The organism is Rhizobacter sp. LjRoot28, assembly GCF_964253025.1.
Classification (GTDB): Bacteria; Pseudomonadota; Gammaproteobacteria; order Burkholderiales; family Burkholderiaceae_C; genus Rhizobacter.
The window spans coordinates 4,514,782-4,532,787 of sequence record NZ_CAXUQC020000001.1 but is presented as its reverse complement, the minus strand read 5'-3'; the positions used below and the strand labels follow the sequence as shown (position 1 = coordinate 4,532,787).

The 18,006-nt window shown below is 70.3% G+C and carries 21 protein-coding genes and 1 pseudogene; 11 read left to right on the top strand and 11 right to left on the bottom strand.

Features of this window, described 5'->3' with window-relative positions:
• Window positions 1–77: 77 nt before the first annotated feature.
• The 4 genes from ACSQ2F_RS20820 to ACSQ2F_RS20805 form a co-directional block, all read right to left on the bottom strand.
• Window positions 78–851 (bottom strand): ferredoxin--NADP reductase, encoded by a 774-nt coding sequence (locus ACSQ2F_RS20820; RefSeq protein ID WP_436026149.1) that lies wholly within the window; start codon window positions 849–851, stop codon window positions 78–80.
• 197 nt (window positions 852–1,048) lie between these two features.
• Window positions 1,049–1,816, bottom strand: coding sequence for a fumarylacetoacetate hydrolase family protein (locus ACSQ2F_RS20815; protein WP_436026148.1), 768 nt, complete (start codon window positions 1,814–1,816; stop codon window positions 1,049–1,051).
• A gap of 13 nt (window positions 1,817–1,829) precedes the next feature.
• Window positions 1,830–3,428: a GDYXXLXY domain-containing protein gene (locus ACSQ2F_RS20810; RefSeq protein ID WP_436026147.1), complete on the bottom strand. Its 1,599-nt coding sequence runs from the start codon at window positions 3,426–3,428 to the stop codon at window positions 1,830–1,832.
• The gene (locus ACSQ2F_RS20805; protein ID WP_436026146.1) at window positions 3,425–4,414 is read right to left on the bottom strand and encodes a DUF2157 domain-containing protein; all 990 of its coding nucleotides are present in this window, start codon (window positions 4,412–4,414) and stop codon (window positions 3,425–3,427) included. The genes ACSQ2F_RS20810 and ACSQ2F_RS20805 overlap by 4 nt, the downstream gene beginning before the upstream one ends.
• Before the next feature lie 236 nt (window positions 4,415–4,650).
• Between ACSQ2F_RS20805 and ACSQ2F_RS20800 the strand changes: the two genes are divergently transcribed.
• The 3 genes from ACSQ2F_RS20800 (at window position 4,651) to ACSQ2F_RS20790 (ending at window position 6,262) form a co-directional block, all read left to right on the top strand.
• A complete protein-coding gene (locus ACSQ2F_RS20800) occupies window positions 4,651–5,040 on the top strand; it encodes a response regulator (protein ID WP_436026145.1) in 390 nt (129 codons plus the stop codon).
• Between the two features lie 192 nt (window positions 5,041–5,232).
• Complete coding sequence (locus tag ACSQ2F_RS20795) at window positions 5,233–5,367, top strand: hypothetical protein (RefSeq protein WP_436026144.1); 135 nt, start codon at window positions 5,233–5,235, stop codon at window positions 5,365–5,367.
• Window positions 5,360–6,262 (top strand): YihY/virulence factor BrkB family protein, encoded by a 903-nt coding sequence (locus tag ACSQ2F_RS20790; RefSeq protein WP_436026143.1) that lies wholly within the window; start codon window positions 5,360–5,362, stop codon window positions 6,260–6,262. The genes ACSQ2F_RS20795 and ACSQ2F_RS20790 overlap by 8 nt, the downstream gene beginning before the upstream one ends.
• 3 nt (window positions 6,263–6,265) lie before the next feature.
• Here the strand turns inward: ACSQ2F_RS20790 and ACSQ2F_RS20785 are convergent, their stop codons facing one another.
• Together ACSQ2F_RS20785 and ACSQ2F_RS20780 are read right to left on the bottom strand one after the other, a co-directional pair.
• On the bottom strand, window positions 6,266–7,504 hold the full coding sequence (locus ACSQ2F_RS20785; RefSeq protein ID WP_436026142.1) for a class I SAM-dependent methyltransferase: 1,239 nt from the start codon (window positions 7,502–7,504) through the stop codon (window positions 6,266–6,268).
• A gap of 40 nt (window positions 7,505–7,544) precedes the next feature.
• Window positions 7,545–7,862 carry a hypothetical protein gene (locus ACSQ2F_RS20780; protein WP_436026141.1) on the bottom strand — a complete coding sequence of 106 codons (318 nt, stop codon included), beginning with the start codon at window positions 7,860–7,862 and terminating at the stop codon, window positions 7,545–7,547.
• 126 nt (window positions 7,863–7,988) lie between these two features.
• On the opposite strand from ACSQ2F_RS20780, the gene ACSQ2F_RS20775 reads away from it, so the two are divergent.
• From ACSQ2F_RS20775 to ACSQ2F_RS20740, 8 genes and pseudogenes are all read left to right on the top strand, one after another.
• Window positions 7,989–8,324, top strand: coding sequence for a hypothetical protein (locus ACSQ2F_RS20775; RefSeq protein WP_436026140.1), 336 nt, complete (start codon window positions 7,989–7,991; stop codon window positions 8,322–8,324).
• 110 nt (window positions 8,325–8,434) lie between these two features.
• Complete coding sequence (locus ACSQ2F_RS20770) at window positions 8,435–8,938, top strand: pyridoxamine 5'-phosphate oxidase family protein (protein WP_436026139.1); 504 nt, start codon at window positions 8,435–8,437, stop codon at window positions 8,936–8,938.
• Window positions 8,939–8,959: 21 nt separating this feature from the next.
• Entirely contained in the window at window positions 8,960–10,462 is a 1,503-nt protein-coding gene (locus ACSQ2F_RS20765; protein WP_436026138.1) for an ATPase domain-containing protein, read from the top strand.
• On the top strand, window positions 10,459–12,543 hold the full coding sequence (locus tag ACSQ2F_RS20760) for an ATP-binding protein (protein ID WP_436026137.1): 2,085 nt from the start codon (window positions 10,459–10,461) through the stop codon (window positions 12,541–12,543). The genes ACSQ2F_RS20765 and ACSQ2F_RS20760 overlap by 4 nt, the downstream gene beginning before the upstream one ends.
• A gap of 46 nt (window positions 12,544–12,589) precedes the next feature.
• Window positions 12,590–12,904 carry a DUF2322 family protein gene (locus ACSQ2F_RS20755; protein ID WP_436026136.1) on the top strand — a complete coding sequence of 105 codons (315 nt, stop codon included), beginning with the start codon at window positions 12,590–12,592 and terminating at the stop codon, window positions 12,902–12,904.
• Window positions 12,905–12,947: 43 nt separating this feature from the next.
• Window positions 12,948–13,247, top strand: a pseudogene (locus ACSQ2F_RS20750) (hydantoinase/oxoprolinase N-terminal domain-containing protein); the annotation flags it as partial.
• The gene (locus ACSQ2F_RS20745; protein WP_436026135.1) at window positions 13,213–13,704 is read left to right on the top strand and encodes a hypothetical protein; all 492 of its coding nucleotides are present in this window, start codon (window positions 13,213–13,215) and stop codon (window positions 13,702–13,704) included. The pseudogene ACSQ2F_RS20750 and the gene ACSQ2F_RS20745, both read left to right, overlap by 35 nt.
• A 131-nt stretch (window positions 13,705–13,835) precedes the next feature.
• Complete coding sequence (locus tag ACSQ2F_RS20740) at window positions 13,836–14,021, top strand: hypothetical protein (protein WP_436026134.1); 186 nt, start codon at window positions 13,836–13,838, stop codon at window positions 14,019–14,021.
• A gap of 60 nt (window positions 14,022–14,081) precedes the next feature.
• Here the strand turns inward: ACSQ2F_RS20740 and minE are convergent, their stop codons facing one another.
• The 5 genes from minE to ACSQ2F_RS20715 form a co-directional block, all read right to left on the bottom strand.
• The gene (gene minE, locus ACSQ2F_RS20735) at window positions 14,082–14,342 is read right to left on the bottom strand and encodes a cell division topological specificity factor MinE (protein ID WP_436026133.1); all 261 of its coding nucleotides are present in this window, start codon (window positions 14,340–14,342) and stop codon (window positions 14,082–14,084) included.
• Between the two features lie 4 nt (window positions 14,343–14,346).
• Complete coding sequence (gene minD, locus ACSQ2F_RS20730) at window positions 14,347–15,162, bottom strand: septum site-determining protein MinD (RefSeq protein WP_436026132.1); 816 nt, start codon at window positions 15,160–15,162, stop codon at window positions 14,347–14,349.
• A 40-nt stretch (window positions 15,163–15,202) separates the two neighbouring features.
• A complete protein-coding gene (gene minC / locus ACSQ2F_RS20725; RefSeq protein ID WP_436026131.1) occupies window positions 15,203–15,976 on the bottom strand; it encodes a septum site-determining protein MinC in 774 nt (257 codons plus the stop codon).
• Between the two features lie 75 nt (window positions 15,977–16,051).
• The gene (locus ACSQ2F_RS20720) at window positions 16,052–16,873 is read right to left on the bottom strand and encodes a shikimate 5-dehydrogenase (RefSeq protein WP_436026130.1); all 822 of its coding nucleotides are present in this window, start codon (window positions 16,871–16,873) and stop codon (window positions 16,052–16,054) included.
• Window positions 16,870–17,853 carry a 1-phosphofructokinase family hexose kinase gene (locus ACSQ2F_RS20715; protein ID WP_436026129.1) on the bottom strand — a complete coding sequence of 328 codons (984 nt, stop codon included), beginning with the start codon at window positions 17,851–17,853 and terminating at the stop codon, window positions 16,870–16,872. Before ACSQ2F_RS20715 ends, ACSQ2F_RS20720 begins: the two co-directional genes overlap by 4 nt.
• Between the last annotated feature and the right edge of the window lie 153 nt (window positions 17,854–18,006).

Here is an 18,006-nt window from a genome sequence, read left to right as displayed (position 1 = left end):
AATGAAAAAGGTCGCCCGAGGGCGACCTTTTTTTTGATTCGGCGGTACCGCCAGGAGAGGCCGGCCGGACCCGCGAATCACTTCTCCACGAACGCGCGCTCGATGACGAAATGGCCGGGAGTGCTCATGTTGCCCTCGGTCATGCCGAGCTTCTCGAAGTAGACGCGGGTGTCGCGCAGCATCTCGGGGCTGCCGCACAGCATGAAGCGGTCGTTCTCTAGGCTGATGGGCGGCAGGCCGAGGTCGGAGGCGATCTTGCCGGATTCGAGCAGCACCGGAATGCGGCCCTGGTTGCGGAACGGCTCACGGGTGACGGTGGGGTAGTAGAGCAGCTTGTCCCGCACCTGGTCACCAAAGAACTCGTTGGCCGGCAACTCTTCGGTGATGACCTTGTCGTAAGCCAGTTCGGCCACCTGACGGCAGCCGTGCACGAGGATCACCTTCTCGTAGAGCTCGTACACCTCCGGGTCACGGATCATCGCCATGAAGGGCGCGAGTCCGGTGCCGGTGGACAGCAGGTAGAGGTGGCCGCCGGGCAGCAGGTTCTGCGTGAGCAGGGTGCCGGAGGCCTTGCGGCCGATCAGCACGGTGTCGCCTTCCTTGATGTGCTGCAGGCGCGAGGTGAGCGGGCCGTCCTGCACCTTGATGCTGAGGAACTCGAGCTCCTCGTGCCAGTGGGGGCTCACCACGCTGTAGGCGCGCAGCAGCGGCTTGCCGTCGACCATCAGGCCGATCATGGTGAACTGGCCGCTCTGGAAGCGAAAGCCCGGATCGCGCGTGGTCGTGAACGAAAACTGGCGGTCGGTCCAGTGGTGGACCGTCAGGACTTTGGCTTCGTAGAAATTGCTCATGGTCGTGGCAAGGGGAGGTGGAATGGCCGGCAGGCCAACCCGGAAGCATAACGCCTGGGCACGGGGACACCATGCGCAGCGTCAGGGTTCGAAGGGATGGACAGTGTCGCCGAGTGACATCCCCCCGCCAACGATCAATGCGGCATATGGGTATGGAGCCTGCACGGGGCCCGGCGGAACGGGATCGGGACGCCGGTTCAGCGGTTCAACCGGGCCTCGCCGATGCCCTCGAACGCCACGTGCACGGACTGCCCTGCGGCCGCCGGCAGCAGGCCGCACCAGGTGCCGGTGGTCACGACGGTGCCGGCGGGGACGCGCGCGCCGCCCCGGGTGAAGTGGCGCAGCCAGGCCGGCAGCACCCAGGCCGGGTCGCCACAGGCATGGCTGCCGGTGAATGCTTGCGGGGGCTGGTCGCCGACCGTGACGGTGCAGCGCTGCGTCGACCAGTCGCGGCGGGCGTAGGGCACCCACTCGCCCAGCACCAGCGCACCGTGGCACTGCAGGTCCGCCAGGCGCAGCAGCGCCGGCGCCGCGAGACCCTCCGACCAGCGGGAATCGACAAGTTCGATCGACACCGCCATCGCGTCCACCAGCTCGCTGGCGGTGTCCATGTCGAGGTCGGCCGCCAGTTCGGCGTCGACGTCGCGCCCCAGGCGCAGGGCCAGCTCCGCCTCCACGTGGCCGATGCGCAACCGCAGGTCGCTGAGGTCGGCCGGGCTCCGGCGCACGCCCGCCGGTGGCAGTCCCGAGTGCCCGGGCACGGCCTGGCGCGACGGTCCGCCCGACTTCCAGTGCGGTGCCAGCGCCCCGCCGAACCAGCCCAACGTGCGGGCGACACCGGCCTGCACGGCGTAGGCCGACTCGGCGTCGCCCAGGGCGTCGGCCAAGGGAGCCGCCTCCACGGGCGTGCCCTGGCGACGGGCGGCAACAAGGGCTTCGATGACTTCCTGGACGCGTGCGGACATGGGCTTCTCGTTTTCAGGGGGCAATGGGACGCAGTGTCTCGTCCAGCAGCCCGACCAGCAAGGCCCGGCCGTCGTCCTGCACGCGGAATTCGCCGAAGCGGGCGGCCTCGAAGCGGGCCGCGTCGCCTTCGCGGAAGAACCAGGCGTCGGTGACCAGCGTCCAGCGGCCCGACTTGCGCACGAGGACGACCCGCTGCTCGCCCGCTGCCAGCGGTGCGGGGGTCGTGCCAGCGGGCTCGACCCGCACGGCGCGGGAGACCCCGCGGCTGTCGCGCTGGAACACCACCGCGGGAGCGGCCCCGTCGAGGGACATCCCGCCCACTTCGGCGGGCAACTGGAACGCCAGGCGCATGAAGTCGCCCTGCATCAATGAGCGCGGATCCGCCGGCGCCAAGGCCACGCGCAGCGGCTCGCCGCGCGCGATGAGGCGCTCCTTCTGGCCGATGGCGACGTTCGCCACGACGAGGCACAGCAGAACGGCCGCCAGCACCAGCACGCCGGGCCCGCGCCACTGCAGGCGCCCGGGGACCCGCGGGGCCGCACCGACCGGCGCGGGCCGCAGGCCCCAGGCCGCCAGCCCGAGCAGCAGCGCGGCGCCGGCCACGCCGGCGGCCTTGGTGGCCAGCGGCCAGTCGAGCCGGTAGTAGAACGCGCCGATGATCCACACCGCCGCCACGGCAGCGGCCGCGGCCACGCGCCACCGGCCGCTGCCCACACACACCGCCAGCACCACCAGCACCGCGCCGAGCGTGGGCAGCGCGGCCGCCAGGCCGGCGCCCACCACCGTCGCCACGGCAAAGGCAGGGCGTCGCAGCTCCGGCCAGGTCCAGGCCAGCCAGGCACCCGAGGCGAGGGCAAGCAGCGTCGACACCCCCGCCAGGGCGTCCCTGAACGCCGGGCCACCGCCGAAGCCGAAGGCACCCAGGCCGAGCGCGCCCCCCATCAGGAACGTCATCCCGGCCAGCAGTGCCAGGCCGGCCAGCAACGCCAGCAACCAGCCGCTGAGCACCGCTTCCACGGCCGCCGCCAGGCGGGCCGGCAGGAAGGGCTGGGCGCGCAGGGCCGCCAGCCCGATGGCGAGCAGCCCGTGCAAGGCCCACCACAGCGACGTGGAGAACGGCGAGACGTGCCGGTGCCCCGGCGGCATGAGGGCGAAGGCCGTGAAGCCGGCCGCTGCCGCACCGAGCAGCACGCGCAACCAGGCGCGCGGGAGACAAGCGGCCAGGGCGAGGACCGTGGCCACCACCATCAGGGCGGCGGGCCGATCGGGCAGGTCGCGGTAGAAGCGGTAACCGAGCAGCAGCGCGCCGGTCAGCAGCGCCGGAACGGCCAGCTGCTCGAGGAACAGCGGCAGGGACGGCCGGCGCAACGCCCACACCGCGCCCGCCAGCAGCAGCGCCGCCACGCCATACGGCACGGGTCCGTCGCGCATCCAGTCGCCGAGCAGGACGCCGAAGAAGGCCAGCAGCGGCAGTGCGGCCAGCCAGGCGCCGAACCCGGTGAGCAGCACGACCGGCCAGGGACGCTCGTCGCGGCCCGGGTGGGCCGGTGGCAACGCGATGCCGGCGCGCGCGGCGATGGCGGAGAGCCGGCGTTCGAGGTCGACGTTCATGCCGCACCGCCTTCATCGTGCGCGGCCACTGTGCGGGCGACGTGCATGACGGCCTGCACCGAGGCGGCCAGCACACCGGCGGCCAGGAGTCCCAGCAGCAGCCAGATGCCCGCCGAGTCACGGGCGCCGCTGCCGTCGAGCAGCACGCGGGCGAAGCCGGCCACGAGCAGCGCGTCCAGCGCGAGCGCCACCGCACTCAGGGCGAACAGATCGAAGAAGGCGCGTCGCGACAGCACGATCGCGGCGGCGACGAACAGTGCGAGGGCGCTGAAGTAGAGCGGGTCTCCATCGGACTCGAACAAGGCCATCAGCCCGCGTAGGCTGATGACGACCGCGGTCAGCACGACCGCCGTGCGCATCGCCCACGCTCCGGCGCCGGTGACTCGCCGTCCGAGCGGACTGAGCGCCAGCACGAGGCCGATCAGGGCGCACCATGCGGCCAGCGTGAGCGGGAGCCCCTCCGCGCGCACCCCGCGCCAGCCGCTCAGCCCGGAGGCCTCCATCCAGAGCACCACCGCGGTCACCGCCACCACGACCCAGGGCGTCCAGACGACATCGCTGCGCACGCCCAGCGCGAGCGGCAGCCCCAGCCCGGCCCACAGTGCGAAGAGCTGCCAGGCGTCGGCCCCCGTCTGGTAGGTCTGGCCGAAGAACGCCCACAGGGCACCGATGGCCAGCAGGGCAAGGAGCGCCAGGGCGGCGCGCGCCTGTGGCCAGGCCCAGGCCGCCACGCCCGGCACGAGGACGGCCGCCTGCAGCAGCGCGAAGCGCCCGGTGCGGCCGAACGTGGTCCAGTTGGCCGCGATCCAGAGCACGAGCGCGAAGCCGGCCAGTGCACCGGCCGCGACGGCCAGGCCGCGCGCGGTGCGGGCCGCCAGCCCGGCGGGCGGTTCGTCCAGGGCCGCGGCCCCGAGCAGTGTCCTGAGCTGCTCGGCCGGCAGCCCTGCTGTCGCGGCCCGTTCGAGCAGCGCCATGCGAATGTTCATTTCCCAGCTCCCACGGCGCCGCGCGCCGTCCCGGGCCGACTGTAGCCGCACACCCGACTGGCGGTGCGCCACTGTAAGAGCTGACAGATTCCCATGCGCGCCCGGACCTGCGCTAATCCAGGCAAGGTGCCGGACGTTCCGTCGGTGCCCTCCGCAGTTGCACGACCTCATGCCATGACGCCGCTCCGCTTTACCCCCGGCCGCCTTGCCGGCCGCCCTGCCCCGGTGGAGGTCTGATGCTGCGCATCCTCATCGTCGAAGATTCGCCGGTCAACATGCTGCTGACCGTGGCCATCCTCGAGCGCGCCGGCCACGTGGCCCTGAAGGCCGAAACCGCGGCGGAGGGTCTGGCACTGGCCCGCAGCCAACGGCCGGACCTGATCCTGATGGACATCCAGCTGCCCGACATGGACGGCCTGGAAGCCACCCGTCTCGTGCGGGCCGACCCCCGCATCAGCGACGTGCCCATCATCGCGCTCACCGCCTTCGCCATGAAGGGCGATGCCGAGATCATGCGCGACGCCGGCTGTGACGGCTATGTCACCAAGCCCATCCGCTACCAGGAGTTCCTCCAGGAAGTCGAATCCGTGGTCGAGCGGATGCAAGGGCGGCGCCAGCCGCAGTGACTTCGAAGCCGAGGGGCTGCGTCTCGCGGCCGCGTGCCGGGCAGGCGCTGGGTTTGCCCTGTCGGAAGCGGCCCACGCGCGATGCGTGCATGGGCTGACGGACGCCGAGGCGGGTATTGCCTAAGCTGGGGGCGTCATCACACTCCGCGGCGACTCGCCGGCCGACGGCGCCGCCTTTCAAGGAGGACTCCCATGCTTCGTTACCTCGTGCTGCTGGCCATTCGCTCCAGCGTCGCCTACCGCCTCTGTCAAGCGCGACCGCCGGCAGGCATGCCGCCCGCGCGCCCCTTGACCGGCCCCCGTCGCACCGCACCTGCCCATGCCTGACGCCGCACTGGCCCCGCCGCGGGCACGCAACGCCTGGGAGCTGCTGCGCCACACGGTGAGCAGCTGGAGCGACGACTATGCACCCAGCATGGGCGCCGCCATCGCCTACTACACCATGTTCTCCATCGCGCCCCTGCTGCTGATCGTGGTGTCGGTAGCGGGCCTGGTGTTCGGCGAGGAGGCGGCGCGCGGCGAGATCTTCGGCCAGCTCGAAACACTGATCGGGGCCCAGGGGGCCAGCGCGGTGCAATCCCTGCTGCAAAGCACCAACAAGCCGGCCGAGAGCGGCATCGCCACCCTCGTCGGCGTGGTCGCGTTGCTGATCGGCGCCACCACCGTGTTCGCGGAACTGCAGACCTCGCTCGACCGCATCTGGCGCGCCCCGACCCAGGGCGCCACCGGCATCTTCGCGCTGCTGCGCAGCCGGCTCCTGTCGTTCGGCCTGATCCTCGGCCTCGGTTTCCTGCTGATGGTGTCGCTCCTGGTCAGTGCCGCGCTGAGTGCGCTCGAGAACTGGTGGGCACCGGCCTTCGGCGAATGGGCCCTCACCGCCCAGGTCGCGAACTTCGTGTTCAGCATGGCCTTCATTACCGCCGTGTTCGCCATGATCTACAAGTTCATGCCACGGGTGCACGTCGGCTGGTCCGACGTCTGGGTGGGTGCCATCGTCACCTCGCTGCTGTTCTCCATCGGCAAGCTGCTGATCGGCATCTACATCGGCCGCAGCAGCGTGACCTCGGCTTTCGGTGCCGCCGGCTCGCTGGCCGTGCTGCTGGTCTGGGTCTACTACTCGGCGCAGATCTTCCTCATGGGCGCCGAGTTCACCTGGGTCTACGCCCACTCCTTCGGCAGCCGCAAGGGCGTGACGCGGCCGACCGGCCAGGCGCCGCGCTGACCCTCAGCGCGCGGCAACCGGGGTGGCGGCCGGGGCCGGCAGGCCCATCAGCGTCTCGAGGCAGTGCTCGCGGATGCCATAGAAGGCCTTCACCTCGCGGATCTGCTCGAGCACCTGGGCGTTGTCGCGCGGCACGGCCCGTTTGACGGCCAGGATCATCTTGTTCTTGTTGGTGTGTTCGAGGGAGATAAACTCGAACACCTGGGTGTCGTAGCCCGCGGCCTCGAGCAGCAGGGCACGCAGGCCGTCGGTGAGCATCTCGGCTTCCTGGCCCAGGTGCACCCCGTGCTGGAGGATGGGTCGCAGCGGATGGGGCGACAGCAGCTGCGGCCGGATCTGCTTGTGGCAGCAGGGCGAGCACATGATGATCGACGCGCCCGCGCGCAGGCCGAGGTGGATCGCGTAGTCGGTGGCCGTGTCGCAGGCGTGCAGGGCGATCATCACGTCGATGGCCGGGGGCGTGTAGCTGCGCACGTCACCGGCGTCGAAGTGCAGGCCGGCCAGCCCCAGCCGGTCGATGGCGTCGTTGCACAGGCCCACCAGCTCCTGGCGCAGCTCCACGCCGGTCACCTTCGCGTTGCGCCCGAGCGCGCGCTGCAGGTGGTCATGCACGGCAAAGGTGAGGTAGCCCTTGCCCGAGCCGAAGTCGACCACGTGCAGCGGCCGGCCCTTGTCGGTGGTCGCGAGCGGCGAGGCGGCGAGCGCGCCGTCGAAGACTTCCACGAACCGGTTGATCTGCTTCCACTTGCGGGCCATGGCGGGCACCACGCGGTGGCCCGCGTCGGTCACGCCCAGCGCGGTGAGGAACGGACGGTCCATCGGCACCCAGCGGTGCTTCTCCCGGTCATGGGCGGCGGGCTCAGCAACGGGAGCCGCCTGCGCCAGCCTCTTGCGCAGCAAGGTGCGCCGTCCCTTGCGGCTGATCAGCAGCTGGACGTCCTCGGTGCTGGTCAGCAGGTGAACCTGCGAGAAATCGGTGTCGATCAGTTCGCGAAGGCGTTGCAGCCCGGCCTCGGGCGCCAGGTTGCTGGTGAGGTCGCGGGTGGTGTGGCTCGCCACGAAGGACAACTGCAGCTGGCCCTTCAGCACGACCGGCCGCACGGTCACCCGTTCGAGCGTCGCATCAGGCCCCCGGGGCTTGGACAGCACGATGCGCGACAGGCAGGAGGCGGCCAGGCTGCTGGCAGCCAGCGCCAGCAGGCGCTCCGTCGGATCGGATTCGGGGATGGGGTGCTCGGACATGGGAACCTGCGGAGGGCTCCCATTGTAGGAAGCGAACGCTTCAGGCGTGTCGGGCCGCGGTCACGGCGGGCGTTCGGACCGCCGCGGCGGTCAGCACTGGCGCCGCCTGGAGGCGCTGCCACAGCGTCACGGCCTTGTCGACCCAGGCCAGGTACTGGGCGTCGTGGGCGGCATAGAAGGGAATGCCACGAGCGGCGAAGCGGGCAGCGGCGCCGGCAGCGGCAACCTGCTCGGCGCTGGCGCCAGGAGCCGGTTCCACTTCCAGGGCGCACAGCGCCTTGATGCGGTCCATCGGGTACTTGGACATCAGCTGCTGGCGCAGCAGGTCGGCATCGGCAGCGGGAGAATCGAAGTCCATGGCGTCAGGTCCTGTGAGGTCTTGCAGAACCACTGTAGTCGGCCGTTTCGGCGCGTGCTTGAGGGAACTACGCAGCGCGTGTGCCGCATTTCACGGCACCGGGCGCCGTCACAATTCGCTACCAGCATGGCCCGCCGATCCTCCCGCCACCACCACCACGTCTACGTCGTCGAACTCGACGAGGCGATCTGGAACCTTGCCCGCTTCCGGCGGGCCAACCCGGATTACCAGCTGGGCAAGCCGTTCGTCTACGTCGGCATGACAGGGCTCGACCCCGACCTCCGGTTCGACCGACACAAGGCCGGCATCCAGGCGAATCGCTACGTCCAGCTGTACGGGCTGCGCCTGCTGCCCCAGCTCTACGAGGTCTACAACCCGATGCCCTATCACGGTGCATGCGAGATGGAAGTCGAGCTCGGCATCGCGCTGCGCGAGCAAGGCTTCGGGGTGTGGCAAGGCTGAAACGGCCGCGTCCTACAGCACCCGCCGCACGGCACTGACACCTCCGGCGACCGGTTCCTGTTGCAATCAAGTCCCGTGGCCGCGGCGCCGCGCCCTTCGCAAAGGCAACCATGAGCACGACCTTCAACGACCGAGACACCCTCTGGGAACTCATCGAGGACATCAAGTTTGCGATGTTCACCACGCGGCATGCCAACGGCCACCTGCACTCGCGTCCCATGACGACCCAGAACTCGAAGCTCGACGAGCAGACGAGCCTGTGGTTCTTCGTCGGCCGCGACAACGAACTGGTCGAAGACATCGCCACCGACCCCCAGGTCAACGTGGCCTACGGCGACCCGGGCTCCGACACTTGGGTGTCCGTCTCCGGCGAAGCGCGCCTCGTGGAAGACCGCGCCAAGAAGGAAGCCCTGTGGTCGAAGATGACGGAGGCCTGGTTCCCGGGCGGCATCGACGACCCGAACCTCGGCTTGCTCGAGGTGCAGATCACCCACGCCCACTACTGGGACGTGAAGGACAGCAAGCTGGTTCAGCTGATCAAGATGGCCACTTCGGCCGTCACCGGCAACCCGCCCAAGCACATGGGCGAAACCGGTGAAGTTCGCATGAAATGACCGGGCCGACCGCCCTCGACGATGTTTTCCGACGACGCACCCCCTCGTACTTCCACCGGCATCGCCGGTCTTGATGCCATCCTTGGCGGCGGCCTGACGGAGGGCCGCCTCTACCTCGTCGAGGGCTCCCCCGGCACCGGCAAGACCACGCTCGCGCTCCAGTTCCTGAGAGCCGGCGTGCCCCGCGGGGAACTGGGCCTGTACATCACGCTGTCCGAGACGGCCCATGAGCTGCGCACCGTCGTCGCCTCGCACGGCTGGACGCTCGACGGGATCGAACTCTACGAACTGGTGAGCGAGCTGGGTCTCGCCGCCGACGAGAAGCAGTCGGTGCTGCTGCCCTCGGAGATCGAGCTCGGCGAGACCATCAAGCGGGTCGTCGAAATCGTCGAACGCCTGAATCCCGCCCGGGTGGTCTTCGACAGCCTCTCGGAAATGCGGCTGCTGGCGGGCGAACCCCTGCGCTACCGCCGGCAGATTCTCGCCCTCAAGCACTTCTTCTCGAACCGCAAGTCCACCGTGCTGCTGCTCGACGACAAGACCACGCACGAGGGCGACGCGCAGCTGCACAGCATCGCCCACGGCGTGATCAGCCTTTCACAGAGCGAGCAGGAGTTCGGCATCGAGCGACGGCGCGTGCGCATCGTCAAGATGCGGGGCATCAAGTACCAGGGCGGCTCGCATGACTTCGTCCTCGACACCGGGGGACTGCGGGTGTACCCCCGTTTGGTGGCCGCGCAGCACCATACCGAATTCCAGGCGGCGGCGGTGTCCACCGACACCCCGGGCCTGGACGCACTGCTCGGCGGAGGTCTCTTCCCCGGCACCAACACGCTCATCACCGGGCCCTCGGGGATCGGCAAGACGACCACCGCCGTGAGCTGCATGCTGGCCGCGCTTCGGCGCGGCGAGCATGCGACCTATTTCCTGTTCGACGAGGGCATCGCCACCCTGCTCAGCCGCAGCGCCTCGCTCGGCATGGACCTGCAGCCGTACATCGAATCGGGGCTGCTGTCGCTGGTCCAGATCGATCCGGCCGAGATGTCACCGGGCGAGTTCGCTGCACGGACGGTGGACGCGGTGCAGCGCAACAAGACGGGCATGCTGGTCATCGACAGCCTGAACGCCTACATCCAGGCCATGCCGGGGCAGGCGTTCCTGATGCTGCACGTGCACGAGCTGCTGACCTACCTGAACCAGCAGGGCGTGATCACGCTGCTGTTGCTCGGCCAGCACGGGCTCGTGGGCGAGGTGCGCTCGGACGTGGACCTGAGCTACCTGAGCGACGTCATCCTCACCTACCGGTTCTTCGAGACCGCCGGCGAAGTGCGTTCCGCCCTCGCCTGCCTGAAGAGCCGCGTCGCGCCGCACGAGCGCACCATTCGGGAGTTTCGCCTGGGCCCGCGCGGGGTGGAAGTCGGCGAGACCCTGGCTGACTTCGAGGGCATCATGGCCGGCCTGCCCAACTACCGCGGCAAGACGCCGATGCTCGGCGCTCGTCCCCGCGTGGATCGGGCCCCGTGACACCCGCCGACGAACGCATCCTGGTGCTCGCTCCCTGGGGACGCGACGCGGCGGTCATCTGCCAGGTGCTCGAAGCCGCTGGCCTGGTGGCCGTGGAGACGCCGACGCTCTCCCAGTTCACCGTCGCCCTGGGCGACGATGCGGGCGCGGCCTTCATCACCGAGGAGGCACTGGCCGGCGTCGGCCTGGCCCCGCTCACCACCTGGCTGGCCAGCCAGCCGGCATGGTCCGACTTCCCGCTCATCGTGCTGGCCGGCAAGCAGGGCGGCGAGCGGCGGCGCGAAGCCCAGGCGGTGCTCGAGCGGCTGGGCAACGTCGTGCTGCTGGAGCGGCCGCTCCATGCCGAAAGCCTGCTCAGCGCCGCCCGCTCGGCATTGCGCGGACGCCGCCGCCAGCACGAGATCCGCCGCCACCTGCAGGCGCAGCAGCGGGCCGCCGTGGAGATGGCCCGCCTGCTCGACGCGGAACGCCGGGCCAAGGAGGCCACCCGCGAAGCCACGCAGACCCTCGCCTTCGCGCTCACCGCAGCGGAACTGGGCACCTTCCACTGCCCCCTGCCGCTCGGGACGATGGAATGGAACCCGACGGGCCGTGCCCACTGCTGGCTCGACCCGGTCGGCGAAGACGGGGTCGACATCGACCGCTTCTTCGCCATCATCCATCCCGACGACCGCGCCACGGTGCGGGAGGCGCTGGCCCGTGCCATCGGCCGGCGCGAACCCTACGACGTCCAGTACCGCACCGTGTCGCCCCAGGGCGAGTTCCGCTGGCTTCGGGCGAAGGGCATGGCCTATGGTCCGCCGGGCGCGGACGCCGTGCGGTTCGACGGCATCACGATCGACATCAGCGCGCAGAAGGTGCTCGACGCCCAGCGCGAGACGCTGCTCAGCGCCGAGCGGCTGGCGCGCCTGGACGCCGAGCACGCCAGCCGCATGAAGGACGAGTTCCTGGCGACGCTGTCGCACGAACTCCGCACGCCGCTGGCGGCCATCATCGGCTGGACCCACGTGCTGCGGCGCACCGCGATGCTCCAGCCCGACATGGGACGTGCCGTCGACACCATCGAGCGCAATGCGCGCACGCAGGCCCGCCTCATCGACGACCTGCTCGACATGAGCCGCATCATCTCCGGCAACGTGCAGCTCGACGTCGCCCGCCTGAACCTGGCCGCCCTGACCGAGACCGTGCTGGCGTCGCTCGAGCCCACCGCCAACGCCAAGCGGCTTCATGTCAGCGTGCACCAGGACGACCCCAGCACCGCGGTCCGCGGCGACGCGAACCGCCTGCAGCAGGTGGTGTGGAACCTGCTGGCCAACGCGTTCAAGTTCACCCCGGCCGAAGGGCGGGTCACGGTGCGGCTCGGGCGCCGCGACGGTCACGTGCTGCTGAGCGTCACCGACACCGGCCAGGGCATCACCCCGGAGTTCCTGCCTTTCGTGTTCGAGCGGTTCCGCCAGAGCGACGCTTCCACCACCCGGGTGCACGGCGGCCTCGGGCTCGGCCTCGCGATCGTGCGCCACCTGGTTCAGCTGCACGGTGGCGCAGTCGAGGCGCACAGCGACGGACTCGGCGCCGGCGCTCGCTTCACCGTCCGCTTGCCTGCCGCCGATGCCGCCGTCGAGACCGAGCCGCCGTCAGCGCCGGCGGAGGCGGGCGACAGTCCGTGCGCGGCTGCGGGGGAGGACCTGCACGGCCTGCGCATCCTCGTCGTCGACGATGAACCGGACCTGTGTGAACTGCTGCAGAACGAGTTGCAGAACTGCGGCGCCACGGTCTACGCCGCCAGCTCGGCCGCAGAGGCCGTGGCCGAGGTGCTGGCGCATCGCCCGCACCTGCTGCTGACCGACATTGGCATGCCCGACGAAGACGGCTACGCCCTGCTGCGACGCGTGCGAGCACTGGGCCCAGAAAGCGGCGGCGACCTGCCCGCCATTTCCCTCACCGCTTTCGCGGGACCCGAGGACCGGCTGCGCGCGCTGGAGGCCGGCTTTGCCGCCCACATCGCCAAGCCGGTGGAGATGCCGGAGCTGATCCGCCAGGTGGCGACCCTGATGCGTTCGCACGCCATCGCACCGTCCTGAAGTGGTCGAGAATGGCGGACCGTTTCACCACCTCGCGCGCACCGCCATGGCCTTCGCCGACAACCTCAAGCAGCTTCCATCCATCACCCACCTCGCCGGCCTGCAGCTCTTCGACGCGCAAGGGCAACTCGTGGCGACGCTCGAGAACAAGCCCGGCCAGGCCGGCTCGGTGGCGGTGTATCACGCCCTGGTCCAGCGTTTCGGCACCATCCATGCCGAGGCGGCCCGCGAAGGGCTTGCCCTGTATGCGGAGCACACCGAGGACGCTCGGGCCCATCCCGGCAAGCATCCCAACATCGACCGCCTGATCGCCATCAAACAGCACGGCGGGCAGTTCGGGGTCGCCTTCCTCTCCAACTGAGCCGGACCCCCGATGAGCGGCCGCCGGCCGCTGGGCGTTCTGGATCCACCGGGGCGGCACGTTCACCGACGTCGTCGGTCGCCGTCCCGACGGCCGACTGGTCACGGCCAAGCGGCTCTCGGGGAACGCGGAGCAGTACACGGATGCCGCGGTCGAGGACATGCGCCGACTGCTCGGCCTGGCCGAGGGCGAGCCCATCACGCCCGAGCGGGTGGCCTGCGTGAAGACGGGCACCACCGTGGCGACCAACGCGCTGCTCGAACGTCGGGGCGACCGCACGCTGCTCGTCACCACGGAAGGTTTTCGCGATGCGCTGCGCATCGCCTATCAGAATCGCCCCCGTCGAGCGTCGCCTGGATGCCGAGGGCCTGGTCGAGGCCGGCGCGGCGCTGGACGCGACCGGCGCGGCCGCCGAGGCCGCCCTGCGCGCACAAGGGCACGGTGCGACGGACCTGCGGCGGGTCAACCTGCTGCAGGTGCGCTACGACGGCACCGACACCGCCCTGCCGGTTCCGATGGCGAGCCTGGACGACGTGTGCGCGGCCTCCGAGGCGTCCTACCGCAAGCGCTTTGCCTTCCTGATGCCCCAACGCGCGCGGGTGATCGAAAGCGTGTCGGTCGAAGTGATTGCGCCGGGCGCACCCCACGCACGACGAGCCGGACCAGCCCACCGCGCCGCACGCTCCGCCCGCCGGAGCGGCGGTGCCCATCCACTGCGAGGGCGCATGGCGACGCGGCCGGCTCTACCGCCGCGAGGCCCTGCAGCCCGGTGCCGGTGGCGGCCGGCGACCGCTTCGTGATCGACACGCCTGGCGGCGGCGGCTTCGGTACGCCTTCGACCCGAAGGGATGCCCGCCACGAGCCCGGACGCTGCTCATGCGATCATGGGGGCACGGGACGGCCGGGGCGCCGTTCCGCCACGGGAGGCTTCATGCAAACGCTCGACGACATGCTGACCCAGAAGTTGCTGAGCCCCGACCAGCACTTCGAGATCCGCGCCTGGACGGCCAAGGCGCGCACGCCTGAGAAAATCATGGAGATGCCACCGCACCTCTGGCGCGCCCTCGAGCTCGCCAGCGTGCTGATGGACTTCGAGGGCGACGTCGGCACGCCCTGATTCCCGCCCGGCGCCTCCCGGCGCCACAGGACGTCGGGTCGGGACGCGCCGTCGAACCGGTCAGCGGGCCGCGTCGGGCAGTTCGATCTTGATGTCGAGCACCTCGAGGTTGTCCGTGCGCTCGAGGTTCACCCGGATGTCCTCGGGCTTGATCGACACGTACTTCGAGATCACCGCCACCAGCTCGCGCTGCAGTTGAGGCAGGTAGTCGGACGGGCCGGAGCGGCCGTTGCGTTCGTGCGCCAGGATGATCTGCAGCCGTTCCTTGGCGACGCTGGCGGTCTTCTTTTTCTCCCCGAGAAGGAATGAGAGAAAGGACATCGGTTCACCTCCCACCGAACAGTCGCTTGAAGAAGCCGGGCTTCTCGGCGTCGACGAAGCGCATGGGGCGCTCCTCGCCGAGGAAGCGCGCGACCACGTCCTTGTAGGCCTCGGACACATCCGTGCCCGCCAGATGGATCGCCGGCAGCCCCTGGTTGGAGGCGTCGAGCACCGTCTCCGATTCCGGCACCACGCCGATCAGCGGCGTGCGCAGGATCTCCTGGATGTCCTCCAGCGACAGCATCTGCCCGCCCACCACCCGCGTCGGGTTGTAGCGGGTGATGAGCAGGTGTTCCTTGATCGGGTCCTGCCCTTCGATGGCCCGCTTCGTCTTGGACGACAGCATGCCGAGGATGCGGTCCGAGTCACGCACCGAGGACACCTCGGGGTTGGTGACGATCAGCGCCTCGTCGGCGAAGTGCATCGCCATCAGGGCGCCCGTCTCGATGCCGGCGGGAGAGTCGCAGACGATGTACTCGAAGCCCATGTCGGCCAGCTCCTTGAGCACCCGCTCGACGCCGTCCTGCGTGAGGGCGTCCTTGTCGCGGGTCTGCGAGGCGGCCAGCACGAACAGGTTGTCGCACTGCTTGTCCTTGATGAGGGCCTGGTTCAGGTTGGCCTCGTTGTGGATCACGTTGATCAGGTCGTACACCACGCGGCGTTCGCAACCCATGATCAGGTCCAGGTTGCGCAGGCCGACGTCGAAGTCGATCACGGCGGTCTTGTGTCCCGCCAGTGCCAGCCCTGACGCAAAGCTCGCGCTGGTGGTGGTCTTGCCCACCCCTCCCTTGCCGGAGGTCACCACGACGATTTTGGCCATCGGTTTGTCGATCCTTGTTGGTTGATTCGGTTGTAGCGGCTCAGAGCTTCAGCGCCTCGACCACGAGGCGCTCGCCGTCGACGAGGCGCACCTGCGCCGGTCGGCCGAGCACCTCGGGCGGCAGCGCCGTCTCGGTGGTGCGGTAGGTGCCGGCGATGGAGACGAGCTGCGGCTCCATGCAGATGCAGAAGATGCGCGCGCTGGTGTCGCCCTTGGCGCCCGCGATGGCGCGGCCGCGCAGCGGCGCATAGACGTGGATGTTGCCGTCGGCGATGACTTCGGCGCCGAAGTTCACGACCGCCAGCACCACCAGGTCGCGCCCCTTGGCATACACCTGCTGGCCGGAGCGCAGCGGCTTGTCGATCACCAGGGCGCCGGACGGCACCACCGGCCAGACCGGCGGCAGGGCCACCGGCTCGGGCACCGCAGCGACGGCCGGGACGGCCGCTTCCGCTTCGGCGCGAGGCGCGGGCGGCGCAATGGTCAGTGCCGGCGTGTCGCCGAGGCCGGCGGCCAGCGCCTGGGCCATCTGGTCCTCGCTGCCGCCGAGCACGCCCACGGGTTGCAGCCGATGCCGCCGCAACAGCGCTGCCAGCGCATCGAAGTCGATCGGGTCGGTGGACTCGCGCACGGCCTGCAGGTCGATCACGACCGGGTCGTGGTCGAACATGGCGGGCGTGGCGCCGAAGCGGGCTTCCAGTGCGTCGGCGAGCGCCATCAGGTCGGTGGACTTCAGCACCAACGCCATCGCCGTCAACGCGGCGCTTTTCAGATCGAAGAGGGCGGACGGGGAACCGCTGGTTGCTGCAGCCATGAAGAACACGCTTGAAAGGGGCGAAGTGTACCGGCAAGCCGTCGGGCGGGCCGTCGTCACCGGGTGGGGGAACCCTCAGCCGGCACGGGCGAATTCGGCGGCGCGCTCGATGAACTCCGGGTCGGGCCGCACGCCGGTATAGAGCACGAACTGCTCGACGGCCTGCAGCACGATGACCTCACCGCCGGTGATGACGCGCTTGCCGGCCGCCCGGGCCGCGCGGATGAGCGGCGTCTCGACCGGCACGGCAACCACATCGAACACGGTGTGGGCGGCGGCGATGCGCTCCGCATCGAAGGCCAGGTCGTTCGCCTCGGGCCCGCCCGCCATGCCGATCGGGGTGACGTTCACCAGCAGGTCGCCCTCCAGCTCGCCGAGTTCGGGCTTCCAGTCGTAGCCGTAGGTTCGCGCCAGGGCCGGTCCGGTCCGCTCGTTGCGGGCGACCACCGTGCCGCGGTCGAAGCCGGCGTCCTTCAGGGCACAGGCCACGGCCTTGGCCATGCCGCCGCTGCCGCGCAGCACGAGGCGCGCGTCGCGCGGCACCGCATGCGTGTCCAGCAGTTCGCGCACGGCGAGGTAGTCGGTGTTGTAGCCCCGCAGCACGCCATCCGTGTTGACGATGGTGTTCACCGATTGCAGGCGGTCGGCGGAGGCGTCCAGCCCGTCGAGCAGCGGGATGCAGGCTTCCTTGAACGGCATGGAGATGGCGCAACCACGGATGCCGAGCGCGCGGATGCCGCCCACCGCGGCCGGCAGGTCGGTGGTGGTGAAGGCCTTGTAGACGTAGTCCAGACCGAGGGCTTCGTAGAGGTGGTTCTGGAAGCGCGTGCCGAAGTTGCCGGGCCGGGCGGACAGCGACATGCACAGGCGGGTGGTCTTGCTGAGGGAAAGCTTCATCGGTGAGAAATCCAGTGAGGGGAACCGACCCGGGCCAGCAACCCATCGAGGACGGCCCGGTCGGGCAGGTCGGCGGTGCGCTGCTGGATGCGCCAGGCCGCGCACGCGAGGCCGAACCGCGCCGCGTCAGCAAACGGCATGCCTTCCATGAGGGCGGCGGTGGTGCCAGCCACCACGGCGTCGCCTGCGCCAACGGTCGTGCACACCGGCACGGGCGGGACGGCGAGCCGGCACGCGCCCTCCGCGGACAGCACCAGCGCGCCTTCCGCCCCGAGCGAGACCAGCACCTGCGCGGCGCCCTGCCGCTGCAGGTCGAGCGCCGCAGCCAGCAGGTCGTCGGGCCCGGGCAGCGGCCGGCCGGCCATCGCCTCGAGTTCCGTGCGGTTCGGTTTCACGAAGACCGGGCTGGCGCCCGGCTCGTCCGCCACCTGGCGCAGCACCTCGGACAACACCTCGCCCGCCATGTCGAACACCAGCCGGGCGCCCGCGCGGCCCAGCAAAAGCGCGAGGCCGGCCCAGGCCGAGGCGTCGACGCCGGGTGGCAAGCTGCCGGTGAGCAGGCACCAGTCACCGGACCGGACCTCCTGCGCCAGCACGGCGCGCAGGTCTGCCTGCGCCGCGGCGAGTGACGAGGCATCGTAGGCAATGCCGGGCAGGTCCACCGAGGTGGTCTGGCCGCGCCTCGTGTCGGTGAGCTGCAGGTTCTCGCGGATGGCACCCGGCACCCGCGCCATGCGGTCGCGAATGCCGCGCGCGGCCAGGTCGGCCTCGTAGCGGGTGGCGTTGGCCTGCCCCAGCCAGCCGCAGGCGGTGACGTCCACGCCGAGGCTTGCCAGTCCGGCCGCGACGTTGAAGCCCTTGCCGCCGGCCTGGACGTGCTCGGCCGTCGCCAGGTGCGGCTCGCCTGGATGCAGCGTGTCGATCCACAGCGTGCGGTCGATCGCCGGGTTCAGCGAGAGGGTGAACGCGCGGCGGGTCATCGGTGTCGGTTGAGGCGGCCGGTCGGGCCGGCAAGGCGCGGGACGTCGAGTGGCAGGAGGGCGAGCGGGCACTCTACCCCATGACGGGTGCCCGCGTGACGGCCGTGTGAGCCCCGACGTGTTTCACGGGGACACACGCGGCAGGTGACGGCA

Bases quoted from the DNA above. Each gene is read 5' to 3' on its own strand.
- ACSQ2F_RS20820 (WP_436026149.1), bottom strand. From the start codon at position 851: ATGAGCAATTTCTACGAAGCCAAAGTCCTGACGGTCCACCACTGGACC.
- ACSQ2F_RS20815 (WP_436026148.1), bottom strand. From the start codon at position 1,816: ATGTCCGCACGCGTCCAGGAAGTCATCGAAGCCCTTGTTGCCGCCCGT.
- ACSQ2F_RS20810 (WP_436026147.1), bottom strand. From the start codon at position 3,428: ATGAACGTCGACCTCGAACGCCGGCTCTCCGCCATCGCCGCGCGCGCC.
- ACSQ2F_RS20805 (WP_436026146.1), bottom strand. From the start codon at position 4,414: ATGAACATTCGCATGGCGCTGCTCGAACGGGCCGCGACAGCAGGGCTG.
- ACSQ2F_RS20800 (WP_436026145.1), top strand. From the start codon at position 4,651: ATGCTGCGCATCCTCATCGTCGAAGATTCGCCGGTCAACATGCTGCTG.
- ACSQ2F_RS20795 (WP_436026144.1), top strand. From the start codon at position 5,233: ATGCTTCGTTACCTCGTGCTGCTGGCCATTCGCTCCAGCGTCGCCTAC.
- ACSQ2F_RS20790 (WP_436026143.1), top strand. From the start codon at position 5,360: ATGCCTGACGCCGCACTGGCCCCGCCGCGGGCACGCAACGCCTGGGAG.
- ACSQ2F_RS20785 (WP_436026142.1), bottom strand. From the start codon at position 7,504: ATGTCCGAGCACCCCATCCCCGAATCCGATCCGACGGAGCGCCTGCTG.
- ACSQ2F_RS20780 (WP_436026141.1), bottom strand. From the start codon at position 7,862: ATGGACTTCGATTCTCCCGCTGCCGATGCCGACCTGCTGCGCCAGCAG.
- ACSQ2F_RS20775 (WP_436026140.1), top strand. From the start codon at position 7,989: ATGGCCCGCCGATCCTCCCGCCACCACCACCACGTCTACGTCGTCGAA.
- ACSQ2F_RS20770 (WP_436026139.1), top strand. From the start codon at position 8,435: ATGAGCACGACCTTCAACGACCGAGACACCCTCTGGGAACTCATCGAG.
- ACSQ2F_RS20765 (WP_436026138.1), top strand. From the start codon at position 8,960: ATGTTTTCCGACGACGCACCCCCTCGTACTTCCACCGGCATCGCCGGT.
- ACSQ2F_RS20755 (WP_436026136.1), top strand. From the start codon at position 12,590: ATGGCCTTCGCCGACAACCTCAAGCAGCTTCCATCCATCACCCACCTC.
- ACSQ2F_RS20745 (WP_436026135.1), top strand. From the start codon at position 13,213: ATGCGCTGCGCATCGCCTATCAGAATCGCCCCCGTCGAGCGTCGCCTG.
- ACSQ2F_RS20740 (WP_436026134.1), top strand. From the start codon at position 13,836: ATGCAAACGCTCGACGACATGCTGACCCAGAAGTTGCTGAGCCCCGAC.
- minE (WP_436026133.1), bottom strand. From the start codon at position 14,342: ATGTCCTTTCTCTCATTCCTTCTCGGGGAGAAAAAGAAGACCGCCAGC.
- minD (WP_436026132.1), bottom strand. From the start codon at position 15,162: ATGGCCAAAATCGTCGTGGTGACCTCCGGCAAGGGAGGGGTGGGCAAG.
- minC (WP_436026131.1), bottom strand. From the start codon at position 15,976: ATGGCTGCAGCAACCAGCGGTTCCCCGTCCGCCCTCTTCGATCTGAAA.
- ACSQ2F_RS20720 (WP_436026130.1), bottom strand. From the start codon at position 16,873: ATGAAGCTTTCCCTCAGCAAGACCACCCGCCTGTGCATGTCGCTGTCC.
- ACSQ2F_RS20715 (WP_436026129.1), bottom strand. From the start codon at position 17,853: ATGACCCGCCGCGCGTTCACCCTCTCGCTGAACCCGGCGATCGACCGC.